The organism is Pontibacter akesuensis, from assembly GCF_001611675.1.
Lineage (GTDB): Bacteria > Bacteroidota > Bacteroidia > Cytophagales > Hymenobacteraceae > Pontibacter > Pontibacter akesuensis.
In genome coordinates this window covers 1,029,525-1,044,367 of record NZ_CP014766.1, presented here as the reverse complement: position 1 = coordinate 1,044,367, position 14,843 = coordinate 1,029,525, and the positions used below count along the sequence as shown (strand labels likewise).

The window sequence follows — 14,843 nt, the reverse complement described above, 5'->3', positions numbered from 1 at the left end:
ACAAACAACGATAAAGAGATGGCTTACAATCTGCTAAAAGGAAAAAAAGGAATCATTTTCGGGGCGCTGGATGAGAAATCCATTGCGTGGAAGGTTGCCAAGATGGCGAAGGAAGAAGGTGCTGAATTTGTGCTGACGAACGCGCCGCTTGCCATGCGCATGGGGGAGATCAAGAAGTTGGCCGAGGAGTGCAACGCGGAGATTATTCCGGCAGATGCCACCTCTATTGAGGACCTGGAGAACCTGTTCACCAAAGCACAGGAAATCCTGGGCGGCAAAATCGACTTTGTGCTGCACTCTATTGGCATGAGCCCGAACATCCGCAAAGGCAAATCTTATGGCGACCTGAACTACGAGTGGTTCCTGAAGACGCTTGATATCTCGGCTCTGTCTTTCCATAAGGTGATGCAGGTGGCCGAGAAGCAGGATGCCATGAACGAGTGGGGCTCTATCGTGGCTCTTTCTTACATAGCGGCACAGCGCGTATTCCCTGATTACACCGACATGTCGCAGGCGAAGGCGGTGTTGGAGTCTATTGCCCGCAACTATGGCTACCGTTACGGTAAAGCGAAGAATGTGCGCGTGAACACTATCTCCCAGTCTCCTACCAAGACAACGGCTGGTACGGGTGTAGGTGGCTTCGATGTGTTCTACGACTATGCCGATAAGATGTCGCCGCTGGGCAACGCCTCTGCCGAAGATTGCGCTAACTACTGCGTAACCTTGTTCTCTGACCTTACCCGTATGGTAACCATGCAGAACCTGATGCACGACGGTGGCTTCAGCAACATGGGTATTTCAGAAGGCATCATCGACATGATCCAGAAGTAACCCTTTTGATATGAAAGGTTGAGGGTGTGGAAGTCACTTACAACTAAACATCATAAAAAGAGAACGGCCTCTGCTATACTTAGCAGAGGCCGTTCTCTTTTCAACCTTGAAGTAAACTACCTTTCCAATTTGGCATCCGGGTCGGTGGCGGGGCGTTTCATGGTTTCGGAAACGGCCCAACCAGTGGCGTACATCCAGCGGGTCATGCGGGTAAGCTTTTCGATGTCAATGAATTCTGCCTCATCACGCGGGGTGTGGTAGTCGGGGTGGAGCAGCGTGGTGAAAAAAATAGCAGGAATACCGGCGCGGGCGTACGGCAGGTGATCGCTGCGGAAATACCAGCCCTCCGGGTGGCTCGCCTCATCCCAGGAAGTATCAAGGCTAAACTTCGTAAACTCCTGATTCGCATTAAGTGCCATATCCACCAGTTCGGTAGAGTTGCGGTGCGGCGGAATAGATCCCAGCAGAGCCGCAGAATCAGGTGCATTGCGGCCAATCATATCTGCATTCAGAACAGCCACGATAGACTCTTTGGGCACCGTAGGATGCTCTACGTACCAGCGGGAGCCAAGCAGGCCACGCTCTTCGGCACCATGCCACACAAACAGGCCAGAGCGTTTGCCCGGTTGCTGCACCCATGCTTTTCCGATGGCGATCAGCGCCACGGTCACCGTTGCGTTGTCGTCCGCGCCATTGTAGATGGAATCACCGTCCACCACCGCTCCGATGCCATCATGGTCGTGGTGGCCGCTGAACAATACATGCTCGTCTTTCAGGGAAGGGTCTGAGCCGGGGGCCCTGGCTACTACGTTGGCAGATGGATAAACAAAGCTATCAACGCCAATGTCAGCCTTTAGCTTCGCGTTTTTTTGCTTAAGTGCAGGCGCTACGGAAGAATGCACCAGCAGAACAGGCGCATTCGTATTCTGCCGTGCCGCTTCTCCCTCCAGTTGATAGGTTCCTTCTTCAAACACATGGCCGATAAAGCCAAAATCGGATTCTGCCTCCTTGTCGGTTACAAGTATAATGGCAGCGGCTTTCTGGTTTTTTAGCGCATTGGTTTGCTGGCGCAGGGCCGAGGCCACATAGCGGTAGTTCCAAAGGCTCATGCCTTGTGCGGGCAGGGGGGAGGGAGCCTGTAAAGTCATGGCCACCACTTTGCCCTGCAGGTTCTGCCTGGCTGTGTCGGCAAGTGAGTTAAGCCACACTACCGGGGCATTCACGTTTATTTCGGCAGGTGAGGTGACCCAGGTGTTCTTCCAAAGTATGAGTGGCTTTCCGTTAATGGCGACGGTGCTGTTGTCCGTAACCTTCGTTCGCTTGATGGGGAAGAACTGGAAATAGGTGCCATCGTCTCCGGCGGGCTCCAGACCCGCTGCGCGTGCTTGTTCGGCTACCCAGGCGGCGGCCCTTAGTTCATCCTCGGTGCCCGCCCGCTTGCCGCGCATCTCATCGCTGGATAAAGTAAACAAATCCTCCCGCAGCTCGTCCGCGCTGATAAGGGACAAGTTTGGCTGTGTTGCCTCGGCCGTAACGGTACTGTTGGCAGGGGAGGTGACAGGTGTTTGCGTGCAGGCCGCTGCCATGGAGGCAATGCCGGCAAGAATAAGTAAAGGTGCTTTTTTCATATGATATCTTCCAAAGGTGAGAGGTTGGAGTCTATAGCCATACGTAAAGTATAAGCAATCAAGGCTAATCTTCTTCCCGGTTCACCGAATTGATGTCGAAGGCCGGTATGCAGACAGACCAGTATTCTGTTTCGTGGTCGTAGGGGTTAGCGTAACGAATGCGGGTGCCCGCTTTGATAAGGATGGACTCGCCGGCACCCACCTCTATTTCCTCGCCATCTATCTCGATCAGCTTCTTGCCGCGCGTCACGATCGTGATCTCGTCGAAATCGGGTGTTTGGTGCGGCTCACTCCAGTGCGGAGGCGCTACCATGTGCGCCACACTAAACTGGTCGGTGCGGGTAGAGGCGTTGCCAAAGTGCTCTTCTATCAGCTTGCCATCGTGGGTGGGCACCCGGAACGGCTTGTCCTGCTTGATATATTTTTTCTCGTTCATGCTACGTTTTGATTAGTCTTTAAGGATCGGGTTTTTACTGCTTATCGGCACATGCTCCCTGCGTATACGAAGTTACTCCGGCATTGTCTGCCACGCAGGCGTTGCTGTAGGTTTGCCCGTTGCAGCCGCACACCGGGTCGTACTGCATGGTGCACATGCCGTCGGGGTTGATCTTGGCCGGATCGATGCAGGCAGTGGCCGTTTGCGCCGTTTTGTTGTTGGCACAGGAGGAGGCAACCAGAAGGCAGGCTGTAAATGCGGCTGTAATAACTCTTTTCATAGTATGTCAGGAATAAATAAGTGTTTATACGAATATATATACCACTTGATGCTAACCTGCAAAAGGCTGCACCCGTATGTATTTGGAAGCGCAAAATTTAACGGAGAAGGGCGTGCGCTTTTGCCTTCTCTGCCATAAAAGTACATACATAAACCTGAAATAAACACCCAACGATGATGCAAAACGTGGACAAGGACAGTAACAAGATTTTACTGGCAACGCTGGCAGGTATAGGTGCGGGCGTAGCGGCGGCTTTGCTGCTGGCCCCGAAAAACGGACGCGATTCGCGCGAAGAGCTTATGCGCCAACTGAACAGAGCGAGTGACGAGGTAAACAGCAATGTAAAGCGCTGGACATCTAACCTAAAATCCAGATACTCAAATGGAGGTGAAAGCGACGACGAAGAGTTTGACCTGGTAATGCACGGCTCCTGGAGCGATGTGAAGCGGCAGATGCGCAACAACTACGACGAGATAACCGAAGAGGAGGAGGAGGCCCAAAAAGGCAGCGATACAAACCAATAAGAGCGTTCACACCGCAAGTGGGGGCGAAAGAAAGACGGGATTAACCGACCTGCTCTGGGTGATCAGTAGTGCAGGGTTAATGCGGCCTGATGCGAGTGTTTTTCTTTCCCTGAGGATGCTATAACAGAAATCCTTAGTATAGATATAACATAATGCTACGCTTGCCGTTATTCAATATAAGCAATAAACAATATAGTAACGTATTTAGAAACAAAGAATAAAACCATGAAAGACAATAGCGGAAAAGTATTATTGGCCATGCTGGCAGGTGCCAGTGCAGGCGTGATTGCCGGACTTCTGATGGCTCCTGATACAGGAGAGGTTACCCGAGGCGGCATTAAGAAATGGGCTGGTAAAATGAGCAAAGACTTGGAGAAAAATCTGCAGGACGGCCTTGAGGAGATTAAGCGCATGAGCGCCGAGAAACTTGGTAAGTCTGGTGAAGGCTCTTCATCTGGATCTGCAACTTCTGGCTCCACTACTTCAGGAGCCTCAACCGGTTCAACTGCCGGAGCTTCTTCTACAGGTGGATCAACTGGGTCAACTGGTTCAACAGGATCTTCAACTTCTGGCTCAACTGGTACTTCCTCAACAAGCGGATCTACAGGTGCGGGATCAACAGGATCTGGTAGCACCGGGCGCAACGCCTAAGCAGCCACACTGTTGAACGCGAATGGCGACGCCTGCTTTTCCTGAATAGGAAGCGCGACGACAGACCATTTACGTTTAGCCAAAAAGCGCCAGCTCCACTAAGAGCTGGCGCTTTGGGTTTATAAGCTCTGGCTTCACCTTAACCAATTGTTTTCTCTCGCGTTTATAAAAAGGTGTGTCCTCGGCACAGAAGAAGTATATTATTAAATAAACATATAACTATGAGAACTAACATGGAATGCCGCTCTTTGGGCGAAAGCAAAGCAAACTATACAACACAAACCCACTCAGCCGTTCGCCAGATCAGGCAAAAGGACTCCAACTACTCGCATAGCAGCGATAACGAAAGCGGTGGAGGCAAGATAATAGCCGGCTTGTTGGCAGGCGCCGCTGCCGGTGTAGTGGCAGGTATGCTGCTGGCTCCGGACAAAGGCACTGAAACACGCAAAAAGGTAACCGAATCTGCTACGAAGCTTGGAGGCCAGGTAGGCAAAACCTATGGCAGCACAAGAGAAAAAGTAACAGGCTGGGCCGGTAAGCTGAAAGGCGGAAAATCAGAAGATCAGTCTGATGTTACCGCGATGGGTGTGAAAAAGAAGAGCCCGTACACAGATACCACGAAATGGGATGATCAGGAAGTGAAGAATATGACGGACGCGGCCAAAAACACACCGGGTTTATAAGTATAGGCAAAGCAAAAAGAACGGGCCTGCTGTTTTACAGCAGGCCCGTTCTTTTTATACTGGAAGGATTATTTCTTTTCCTCTTCTTTTTTCTCCTGCTTCTCCGGCTTCATCTGCGGGAAGAACAACACATCCTGAATGGAGTGTGAGTTGGTCATGATCATACTTAGGCGATCGATGCCAATACCTAAACCTGCCGTTGGCGGCATGCCATACTCCAGGGCACGGAGGAAGTCCTCGTCCAGCACCATGGCCTCGGTGTCGCCGCGCTTGCCCAGTTCCAACTGCTCCTCAAAGCGGGCGCGCTGGTCAATCGGGTCGTTCAGTTCTGAGAAGGCATTGCAAATTTCTTTGCCGTTGCACACTGCCTCAAAGCGCTCTACCAAACCTGGCTTGCTGCGGTGCTTTTTGGCCAGCGGGCTCATCTCCACCGGATAATCGGTGATGAAGGTTGGCTGGATCAACTTCGCCTCACAGGTCTCTCCGAAAATCTCGTCGATCAGCTTGCCTTTGCCCATAGAAGCATCCACGTGTATGCCCAATCCCTGTGCTGTCTTCAGCAATTCTGCCTCGTCCATTTCAGAAATATCGATCTGGGTGAAATGCTCGATGGCCTCAAACATAGTAAAGCGTTTCCATGGGCGCTGGAAGTTGATGATGTTCTCGCCCACTTTCACCTCGGTGGTTCCGTGCAGGTCCATGGCTACTTTCTCTACCATTTCCTCCACCAGGTCCATCATCCAGTTATAGTCTTTGTAGGCTACATACAACTCCACCTGGGTAAACTCAGGGTTGTGGAAACGGCTCATACCCTCGTTGCGGAAGTCTTTGGCAAATTCAAACACACCGTCAAAGCCACCTACAATCAGGCGCTTTAAGTATAGCTCGTTGGCAATGCGCAGGTACAGCGTCATGTCCAGCGTGTTATGGTGCGTTTTGAACGGACGTGCGGCGGCGCCACCGTACAGCGGCTGCAGGATAGGCGTTTCCACCTCCAGGTAGCCTTTGTTGCCCAAAAACTGGCGCATGGAGTTTACCAGCTGCGTGCGCTTGCGGAATGTCTCGCGCACATCCGGGTTTACCACCAGGTCTACGTAGCGCTGGCGGTAACGCAGCTCAGGATCGCTGAACGCGTCGTGCACGTGCTCCACACCGTTTTCGTCTACCTCGCGTTTCACGATCGGCAGCGGTCGCAGTGACTTGGTCAGTACTTTCAACTCAGTTACGTGCACCGATATCTCACCAACCTGAGTTACGAACGCGTAGCCCTTGATGCCGATGAAGTCGCCAATGTCGAGCATCTTCTTGAACACGGTGTTGTACATGTCCTTGTTCTCGCCCGGCGCAATGTCATCGCGCGACACGTAGATCTGGATACGGCCGGTGCTATCCATTAGCTCTGCGAACGAGGCTTTGCCCATGATACGGCGGCTCATCAGGCGGCCTGCAAGGCTTACTTCCTGATAGTTGCCCTTTTCCTTATCGAAATTCTCCTTTATCTCTTTGGCTGTGGCCGTAACTTCAAATGTTTCAGAGGGATACGGGTTGATGCCCATTTTCTCCAGCTCTTCGCGCTCATGGCGTCTGCGTAGTTCCTGTTCGCTGAGTTGCATGCGATTATCTACTTTTAGAATGATTCTTTTATAAACCGCAAAATTGCTAAATTATCGGCAGCTTTGAAAAGGATAACTTGTTATTGTTGCTTTCTAAATTGATTGTGAGGCAGTGACACTAAAGTATGGCGCCATCCCATCGAAGTAGGAACAAACAAAAAGCTCCTGCAAGTATAAACTTGCAGGAGCCGAAGTATAAGTATAACCGTCTGGCTTATGCTGCCTGGCCGATTTGGTATTCCTCGTTGCCGAGCAGCGGCCTGATTTGCTGTTGCAGCCTTGCCTCCACAAAAGAATGCTGCAGGTGCTTTGGCAGCTCCTTTACCAGTGCCTCGTACTGCTGCATGCCAACTGCCTGCGCCACAAAGGCCTCGTGTATGCCGTTCAGGTAGCTCACGATCTGCAACAGCGACTCGTGGAATAGCTTGAAATCAATCTCGGCTTGTACGAAACGCTCGATCTCGCGGTGCGAAGAGGAGATGCGCAGGCGCGCCATCAAATCAAAGATAGTCGTATAGCCCAGGCGCCACGTAAGCTGCTGCCAGTGCTGCGGACCGAACTTCTGCAGTACATCACCGGTCTTGCTGCTCCGGATGGCTGTAGCCTGATTTGCCTGCACCTGCTGCCGTACGGTCTTTGCCTTCTGGCGGCGTGTGGTGCGCAGGAACTGACCTATCTGTGCCTGTGCCTCCAGCTCCTTGCCCGCTATCTGCAGGCCCGGCTTGTAGTGTGCCAGCGGCAGGCGGCGTATATTGAAATCATCGTAGTGGCCGGCAGCGTAAAAGCTGATGGCCTTTGGATAGGCATTCTTCACGACCAGGCGGCCCGCCTCGCGCAGCAGCATGGCTTCGTTGTTTGTGCTGATGCCGCGGGTGCGCAGAAACGCCTGCATGCCTGCGAACACCGCATAATATGCCTGAGGAAAAGTCCAGTGCAGGGCGTTGCGCACGTATGCCTCATCCCCCAGTTCAGCCGTGGTGCGTAAGGCATACTCAGTGCTCCAACTATTAAGGAGCAGGCGCTTCACGTCGTTCAGGTCCTGTTCTGTAAGAGCAGGCTTCTCCTCACGCAGTAGCACCGACTGATCAAGCGTGCTGCCGCCGTCGTGCTGGATGTGGTAATTTATCGCGAAAAAGTAATTTAGAAATACTTGGGCAGGGATGGATTTCTGCCAGTCTGTAGCTGTGTTTTGTGTCTCTTCCGGAAACATCGAAACCACCTTGTCGTCATCTCTCTCTTTCATATATACTAAACGTTTTAGTAGAGGAATCAGTTGCAAAACTGTAGAATTTATTCAGGTATAACGCATTTCTAAAGCGCTGATCTATAGTTATATATGCTTGTTATATGAAAATTGATAAAATATTTACCGCATTAGCTAATCCTCAATTTAACCTTGCCTATTTATGAGTGGTTTTATTTAATACTAAGATAATTAGTATTAAAAGCCTGTGGTTTTGCTAAAGTATAATAAGCTCATTTACCTTTTTTATTATGTGACAAGGATCACTAGGAAGGGCAATAGAAAGGGTTGATTTTACGGGAGATGTCTACTACCTTGATGTCTGTGGCCCAACAGGGAGCGCAGCACAAACCATGGACATATCCTACATCATCAATGAACTGGGAGAGGAGCGGGAAGCGTACTTTCAGGCGGTGGCTCCACCCATCTACCAGACCAGCAATTTCGCTAGCGCCACAGTAGCCGAAATGCGGCACAAGCTGTTGCACGAGGAAGACGAGTACATGTACACGCGCGGCAACAACCCGACTGTAACGCTGCTGGAGAAGAAGCTGGCCGCTCTGGAGGGCGCTGAACACGCGATAGCCTTCGGTAGTGGCATCGCGGCCGTGGCGGCAGCCATTCTCTCGCAAGTGAAGGCCGGTGACCATGTGGTGTACACGCAGCACCCCTACAGCTGGACCAAATCACTGCTGCGTAAATTTCTGCCGCGCTTCGGGGTAGAGGCTACCATGGTGGATGGCACGGATCCGGAAAACTACCGCCGCGCCATCCGTCCCAATACTACGCTGCTGTACCTGGAGAGCCCTACTTCCTTTACTTTCGATCTGCAGGACATTCCGGCAGTCACGGCTATTGCTAGAGCGCACGGCTGCGCTACGATTATCGACAACAGTTGCGCCAGCCCGCTGCACCAGCGGCCGCTGCAGTTGGGCGTGGACCTGGTGGTGCATTCCTGCACCAAGTATATCGGCGGGCACTCGGATGTGATGGGCGGAGTGATTTGCGGTTCGCGTGAGGCGATTAACAAAATCTTCAAAAGCGAATACATGACGCTGGGTGCCATACTTGGCCCGCACGATGCCTGGCTACTGCTGCGTGGCCTGCGCACCCTGCCCGTGCGGATGGAGCGCGTTGCTGCCTCCACGCGGCAGGTAGTGGATTACCTGGCGCAGCACCCAAAAGTGGAGCGCGTGCTTTTTCCGTTTCTGCCTTCGCACCCGCAGTATGCGCTGGCGCAGAAACAGATGCGTAGTAACTCGGGGCAGTTCTCCATCCTCCTCAAAACGAAGGAGCTGGAGCAGGTAGAGCTGTTCTGCAATAGCCTGCACCGTTTCCTGATGGCTGCCTCGTGGGGCGGGCACGAATCACTGATCTTTCCAGTGGCAGCATCCTATGCCACAGACCAGCCAGCACCGATACTGCCGCTGAACCTGGTTCGCTTCTACGTAGGGCTGGAGGACCCAGATTACCTGATCCAGGACCTGGAGCAGGCGCTGGACAAAGTATAACTGCAGCCGTTCAAGGCGATTTTTACTATGTTCTCTAGAAAGTAAGTTGCCTTTGGGGTTTGAAATATCGATCGTTTTTTTGCTGACGGATTTCTGACCTGGCTACATTTTATACTTGACAAGTATAACAAAGTGCGGCGGCCGGCGGTAAACCAATCATAAAAACGATGAATACCATGAACATAGTAGACAGACCAGACATAGCTAACAACACGCACGCTGCTGTCCTGATAGGAGCAGGGCTGACCAGTTATTTCCTGAATGAGAACAGACCGAAGACGGCATTGATACCACCTGTGGCAGGAGGGTCGCTATTGCTGCTTAGCTCGGGCATAAAAGCAGGCAACCGCAATGTGGCGCATGCTGCCGTTAGCGTTACCACGCTATTAAGCATCATGACGGGTGTGCTGTTCTCTAAAGCCGTTGCGCCATCACAGGAGGCTAAACTGAAGTTCAATCCGAAAGTGCGCCAGCGCAGAGCCGGTGTATTTGGCCTGATGACGCTGACAGGACTGGCCGCAGCAGGTATTTACGTGGCAGGCTTTATTCAGAAGCGCAAGCAGCAGCAGCAGGTGCCTCAACAAGCAGGCAGCCAGGTATAGACAAGTATAAAACGGAAGCTTTAGCGAGCAGCAGAAGCAGTAAAACAGAAAGCGCCAGTATGAAAATACTGGCGCTTTCTGTTTTAAAGTGACGTTAGCTTACTTCAGTCCGTTCTGAAGAATAGATACTGCCTCCTCCACGTAAACATCCTGCTTCAGGCTTTTGATAAACTCTTTGTTGCGGGCAACTTTGGCGCTGTCGGCTCCTAACTCCTGCAGGTCAGCCTTCAGGCGCTGCACATCCAGCACCGGTACCTCCTTCTGTGCATCCTCCAGGCGTTTGGCTTCTGCCTTTGCCTTGCGCTCTTCGGCAGTGTATTTCTCCAACTGTAGCGAACGCGAGGTGTTGTCCATCTGCTTCTTCAGTCGCTGCCCGGCTTGCTCAATCAAACCAAAGCTTTGATTGCTGGCGATGCGCTTCTGGCTGTTGGCCTTTATCTGTGCCAGGTTAATGTTGCTCTTGTCCCAAGGCTTGTACTTGGCCGGGGAGATCTCATCGAACGGAAGCGGGAAATCCTGCTCTTTCTCACCGAACTCCATGTAGCTGTACGGGTCCGGAAGTGTAACATCCGGAATAACACCTCTTAACTGGGTTGTGCCGCCATTAATGCGATAGAACTTCTGGGTAGTCAGCTTCAGGGCTCCGAATGGCTTGTATGGGTTAAACTGCGCCGGAAGGGCCTGGTCTAGCTCCACAAATTGCTGTACTGTGCCTTTGCCGTACGTAGGGCTACCCACAATCACAGCACGCTTATAATCCTGCATGGCAGCAGCCAGAATCTCGGAAGCCGAGGCGCTGTTAGAGTTTACAAGTATAACCAGCGGGCCGCCGTACTGCACCTGCGCATCGCGGTCATCCAGCACAATGGCTTTGCCTTCGGCTGTTTTTACCTGTACAATCGGGCCTTTCTCAATAAACAGACCAGCCATTTCCACGGCATCAGACAAAGAGCCACCACCGTTATTACGCAGGTCCAGAATAAGACCCTGCATGCCGGCAGCCTTCAGTTTCTCTACTTCCTTCTTCACGTCTGCACCGCTGAAGCGACCGTTTCTGTCTTCAAAGTCAGCATAGAAACCCGGAAGCTTAATGTAACCGATCTTTTCTTTGTCCTGAATAACGGCAGACTGGGCATACGTGTCTTCGATTACAATCACGTCACGCACAATCGGCACAACTTTCGTGGAGCCGTCCGGCTTCTTCACCGTCAGGCGTACCATCGTGCCTTTTTTACCACGGATAAGCTGAATCGCGTCATCCAGGCGCATGCCTTCTACCAGCACAGGCTCTTCGTCTGCCTGGCCAACTTTCTGGATCACATCACCCGGCTTCAAATCACCCTGTAAATAGGAAGGGCTGCCAGGCACAATTTCATTTACACGGATCTGACCGTCTTTCTCCGTCAGCGAAGCGCCTATACCTTCCAGGCGACCAGTAAAACCGATGTCGAAGTTCTCTTTGTCCTTCGGTGCGAAGTAGCTGGTGTGCGGGTCGTATACGTTTGTTACGGCGTTGATGTAAGTAGAGCGGCGCTCATCGCGCGTTACCTGAGACAGGCGGTCGTAGAGGAGGTCGTAATTCTCCATCACCTTCTTACGGGCTTCTTTCTCCATCTCCTCAAAAGACTTCTGCTCGGCTTTCGCGTCTTTTTCCAGCTTTTGCTTCTGCTCTTCCTGCATGTCTACCAAACGTACCAGTGTCTGGTACTTCAGCTGCTTGCGCCAGGCCTCCTTCAGCTCAGCCGGGGAGGTAGCATAAGTCAGCTTTTCGCCGTCCAGCTCAATTTTCTCATCCTTCGAAAAGTCAAACGGCTTGGCCAGGATTTCTTTGTAGTACGCCTTGGATTCCTTCGTGCGCTGCTCTATCAGGTCGGCAGACATGTCGAAGAACTTGAAAGCACCCTGGCGCAGCTCGTCGTCAATGGCGGTTTCATACTGGCGCAGTTTGGCTACATCCGAAGCGAGTAAAAACTTCTTGTTGTAGTCCAGGCGGTCCAGGTACAGTTTGAATACCTTTTTAGAGAAGCTGTCGTCCACTTTTTCGGGCTGGTAATGCCCCTGGCTCAGGCCCTGCATCAGCGCCCTGATCAGGATCTCATTCTTCCCCTCCGGCACATCATCGCTCTTGGTAAGTATAAATGAGCCTGTTACCAGGATAACAGCCAGTACCGACAGTATTATTTTAAAACGGGTTGTCAAGGATAGCATCTAATTAATTAAGGTTGAACTATAGTTTATATCACAAAAGTGATGCCGCATCAACTAAGGCAGGCACTATTCTGTAAATTAGAACAAAATAACCTGAAATCATAGCCGGGTGGCGGCCTGATTATTTTGGCGGCACGTGCACCTAAAGTATATCATACGGAGGTGGCGTCGGTTATATTATAACTATGAACTGAAAATTTTCGTTTCGTAGTATATAAACCAACAACACGAAGCTATGACAAACAACAATGAAAAATCGATAGATGTTTTGCAGGAACTGAATCAGTTCGTGAATGATAGAATCCAAGGCTACAAGCACGCCGTGGAAGTGACAAAGGATCCTGCGCACCAGTCGTATTACAATGACCTGATCAAGCAAAGCCAGCAGTTCTCCAATGAGATAAACTCAGCCATTGGCAGCATGGGCGGTAGCCCGCAGAACAGCACCACGGCAAAAGGCAAGATTTTCCGCGGCTGGATGGACGTGAAATCCACCTTTACCGGAAGCGATGAGGAAGAAATTATTAAATCAAACATATTTGGAGAGGAATGGGCACAGAAGGCGTATAACGACGCGCTGGAGCACAAGCACGAACTGCCGCCGAACGTAGTGCAGATGGTGGAAAAGCAGAAGCAAACCTCCCTGGCGACATGCGAGCGCCTGCGCCAGATGGAGAAAGCGGCCGACTAGCCAAAAGATAACTTAAATTTGAAAAGGGTTGCCTGTATAGGTAACCCTTTTCTGTTGTAGGCTGTTTTAGTTGTTATTGCCTTGGCCTGAATATGAGGCAGAAGTATAATCAATATAAACTTAAAGCGCTTTGCCTGCCACGGGCAGCGCAGCAGAACCAGTTATGAAGAACATACTTATTCTCGGCGACAGCCTGACAGCAGGGTACGGATTGCCCCTGTCGCAAGCTTACCCGAGCCTGATACAGGAGCGTTTGAAGGAGGAGGGATATACGGATTACAAAGTATACGCGGCAGGCCTGAGTGGCGATACGACCTCTGGCGGGCTGTACCGCATCGATCGGTTGTTACAGGAGCAGGTGGATATCTTTATACTTGCCCTCGGAGCCAACGACGGCCTGCGGGGTATTCCCGCCAGGGAAACGAGCCAGAACCTGCAGTCCATTATAGATAAGGTGCGGCACAAGTACCCGGAGGTGAAGGTTATACTTTCCGGCATGGAGATACCGGATATTGTGCCGGGGCGCTACGCCGCTGAGTTCCGGAAAATTTTCAGGGAGCTGGCGCTGAAGAACAACACGCACTTTATTCCGTTCCTGCTGGAGGGCGTTGTGGGAAACCGTCATCTGAACCTGCCCGACGGCCTGCACCCCAATGCGGAAGGGCAGAAGGTGCTTGCCCAGCATACCTGGGCGGTGCTGAAGGAGTTGCTCTAGTCTGATGTTCAACAAAACAGCCGGGCCGGACACATGCATGTATCCGGCCCGGCTGTCTGTTTTAGAAGTTTGCTTTAGAGGCTCTCCGTGATGCCCCCTTCGTTGTTCTTAAGCTCCAACTGGTAAGCCAAGGCCTGCTCCATTTGCGCGCGCAGCTCTTTTTCAGAGTTGCGTGCCCACAGGGTGAAGGCTGTTGCATCGGCTGCCTCCACGTCATTCAGGTTATCCTCAAACTTCTCAATGGCGTCCTTCTGCGCGTCGATTACGCTTTCCCAGTACTTCTCGTCAAACTTGTTGGCTTCGGCTGTTCTGATTTCCTCCAGGTACTCGGTTTGTTCGCTTTCCAGTTGCTGCGGCAGGGTTACGCCGTACTGCTGCGACAGGTCCTGCACCTCTTTTTGTTTGGTGTTGTACCAGTCCACCAACTGCTGGCCATACGCCTTTACGTTGTCCGTTGCCCCCTGCTTGGCAGCCATCTGGCCCAACTGCACCTGCAGCATGGCATTTTGTGCGGCAAAGGCAAGTAGCTCCTTGTTTTGGTCTGTTATGGTGCTGTCGGTGCCGGCTACAGTGGCTGTGCCGTTTTCAGTGCCTGCCTCTGTGTTGCCCTCACCGGAGCCGCAGGATGAAAAAGCTATGGCGCCTGAAAAACACCATAGGGCTATCGTTATTCTTCTCATAGTTTTAAATGCAATGGGTTTACAAAGTTGTTTACCCTTAGCATACGAAACTACTCCAGATTGTTTTCTGTACGGCTGGATGCGTGCAGCGTAAGTATGGAATGCAGCGTGGGAATGGACAGCGGCTTTTTAATGAAACCTACCACCACATCATACTTATTTGCCCGCGCTACGTGCTCCTGCTCATCAGAGGCCGTGAACATGGATACAAAAGTGTTGTGGCGCTGGTGATAGCCGAGCGCGTAGTAGCGGTCCAGGAAATCGAAGCCATCGAGCGTGGGCATGCTGATGTCTAGCAGGATCAGGTCCGGGAAATCAGTGTCTCCGTTGGTTTCGGCATCGCGCAGAAAGTCAAGTGCCTCTGCCACGCTGTTGCAGACCGACACCAGTTTGCTTACATCCGCATCCTCCAGGATAATCTGTGAAAACAGGTTGTTTATCTGATCATCGTCAATTATAAGGATGTGCTGCAATTTATGCATGGGTCTTTTCTTGAGTTAGTTTTTGTGCTGACCAGGGCGCATCTGTGAACGCAGAAGAAATGCCA

General features: G+C 51.7%; 16 protein-coding genes. 8 read left to right on the top strand and 8 right to left on the bottom strand.

Features of this window, described 5'->3' with window-relative positions:
- Positions 1–18 precede the first annotated feature (18 nt).
- Positions 19–831, top strand: coding sequence for an enoyl-ACP reductase FabI (locus tag A0W33_RS04300; RefSeq protein WP_068837023.1), 813 nt, complete (start codon positions 19–21; stop codon positions 829–831).
- Positions 832–947: 116 nt separating this feature from the next.
- On the opposite strand, the gene A0W33_RS04295 is transcribed toward A0W33_RS04300, so the two are convergent.
- From A0W33_RS04295 to A0W33_RS04285, 3 genes are all read right to left on the bottom strand, one after another.
- Complete coding sequence (locus A0W33_RS04295; protein WP_068837022.1) at positions 948–2,459, bottom strand: M28 family peptidase; 1,512 nt, start codon at positions 2,457–2,459, stop codon at positions 948–950.
- 64 nt (positions 2,460–2,523) lie between these two features.
- A complete protein-coding gene (locus A0W33_RS04290) occupies positions 2,524–2,895 on the bottom strand; it encodes a cupin domain-containing protein (RefSeq protein WP_068837021.1) in 372 nt (123 codons plus the stop codon).
- A 34-nt stretch (positions 2,896–2,929) separates the two neighbouring features.
- Positions 2,930–3,175, bottom strand: coding sequence for a Kazal-type serine protease inhibitor family protein (locus A0W33_RS04285; protein ID WP_068837020.1), 246 nt, complete (start codon positions 3,173–3,175; stop codon positions 2,930–2,932).
- Between the two features lie 173 nt (positions 3,176–3,348).
- Here A0W33_RS04285 and A0W33_RS04280 point away from each other — a divergent pair, with 173 nt between their 5' ends.
- From A0W33_RS04280 to A0W33_RS04270, 3 genes are all read left to right on the top strand, one after another.
- On the top strand, positions 3,349–3,699 hold the full coding sequence (locus A0W33_RS04280) for a YtxH domain-containing protein (RefSeq protein WP_068837019.1): 351 nt from the start codon (positions 3,349–3,351) through the stop codon (positions 3,697–3,699).
- A gap of 225 nt (positions 3,700–3,924) precedes the next feature.
- The gene (locus A0W33_RS20610; RefSeq protein WP_071890015.1) at positions 3,925–4,350 is read left to right on the top strand and encodes a YtxH domain-containing protein; all 426 of its coding nucleotides are present in this window, start codon (positions 3,925–3,927) and stop codon (positions 4,348–4,350) included.
- 221 nt (positions 4,351–4,571) lie between these two features.
- A complete protein-coding gene (locus tag A0W33_RS04270) occupies positions 4,572–5,033 on the top strand; it encodes a YtxH domain-containing protein (RefSeq protein ID WP_189564799.1) in 462 nt (153 codons plus the stop codon).
- Between the two features lie 68 nt (positions 5,034–5,101).
- Here A0W33_RS04270 and lysS read toward each other — a convergent pair whose 3' ends face one another.
- Entirely contained in the window at positions 5,102–6,646 is a 1,545-nt protein-coding gene (gene lysS / locus A0W33_RS04265; protein WP_068837016.1) for a lysine--tRNA ligase, read from the bottom strand.
- A gap of 214 nt (positions 6,647–6,860) precedes the next feature.
- Entirely contained in the window at positions 6,861–7,889 is a 1,029-nt protein-coding gene (locus tag A0W33_RS04260) for a hypothetical protein (protein ID WP_068837015.1), read from the bottom strand.
- A 353-nt stretch (positions 7,890–8,242) separates the two neighbouring features.
- Between A0W33_RS04260 and A0W33_RS04255 the strand changes: the two genes are divergently transcribed.
- Together A0W33_RS04255 and A0W33_RS04250 are read left to right on the top strand one after the other, a co-directional pair.
- Entirely contained in the window at positions 8,243–9,400 is a 1,158-nt protein-coding gene (locus A0W33_RS04255) for a trans-sulfuration enzyme family protein (protein WP_068837014.1), read from the top strand.
- Between the two features lie 176 nt (positions 9,401–9,576).
- A complete protein-coding gene (locus A0W33_RS04250; protein WP_229802249.1) occupies positions 9,577–10,002 on the top strand; it encodes a hypothetical protein in 426 nt (141 codons plus the stop codon).
- 99 nt (positions 10,003–10,101) lie between these two features.
- Here the strand turns inward: A0W33_RS04250 and A0W33_RS04245 are convergent, their stop codons facing one another.
- Complete coding sequence (locus A0W33_RS04245; RefSeq protein ID WP_068837013.1) at positions 10,102–12,210, bottom strand: carboxy terminal-processing peptidase; 2,109 nt, start codon at positions 12,208–12,210, stop codon at positions 10,102–10,104.
- Between the two features lie 235 nt (positions 12,211–12,445).
- On the opposite strand from A0W33_RS04245, the gene A0W33_RS04240 reads away from it, so the two are divergent.
- Entirely contained in the window at positions 12,446–12,901 is a 456-nt protein-coding gene (locus tag A0W33_RS04240) for a ferritin-like domain-containing protein (protein WP_068837012.1), read from the top strand.
- Positions 12,902–13,064: 163 nt separating this feature from the next.
- The gene (locus tag A0W33_RS04235) at positions 13,065–13,616 is read left to right on the top strand and encodes an arylesterase (protein ID WP_068837011.1); all 552 of its coding nucleotides are present in this window, start codon (positions 13,065–13,067) and stop codon (positions 13,614–13,616) included.
- Between the two features lie 74 nt (positions 13,617–13,690).
- Here A0W33_RS04235 and A0W33_RS04230 read toward each other — a convergent pair whose 3' ends face one another.
- Both A0W33_RS04230 and A0W33_RS04225 read right to left on the bottom strand, forming a co-directional pair.
- Positions 13,691–14,296, bottom strand: a complete 606-nt coding sequence (locus tag A0W33_RS04230; protein ID WP_068837010.1) for a DUF4142 domain-containing protein — start codon at positions 14,294–14,296, stop codon at positions 13,691–13,693.
- Positions 14,297–14,346: 50 nt separating this feature from the next.
- A complete protein-coding gene (locus tag A0W33_RS04225) occupies positions 14,347–14,778 on the bottom strand; it encodes a response regulator (RefSeq protein ID WP_068837009.1) in 432 nt (143 codons plus the stop codon).
- Positions 14,779–14,843 lie beyond the last annotated feature (65 nt).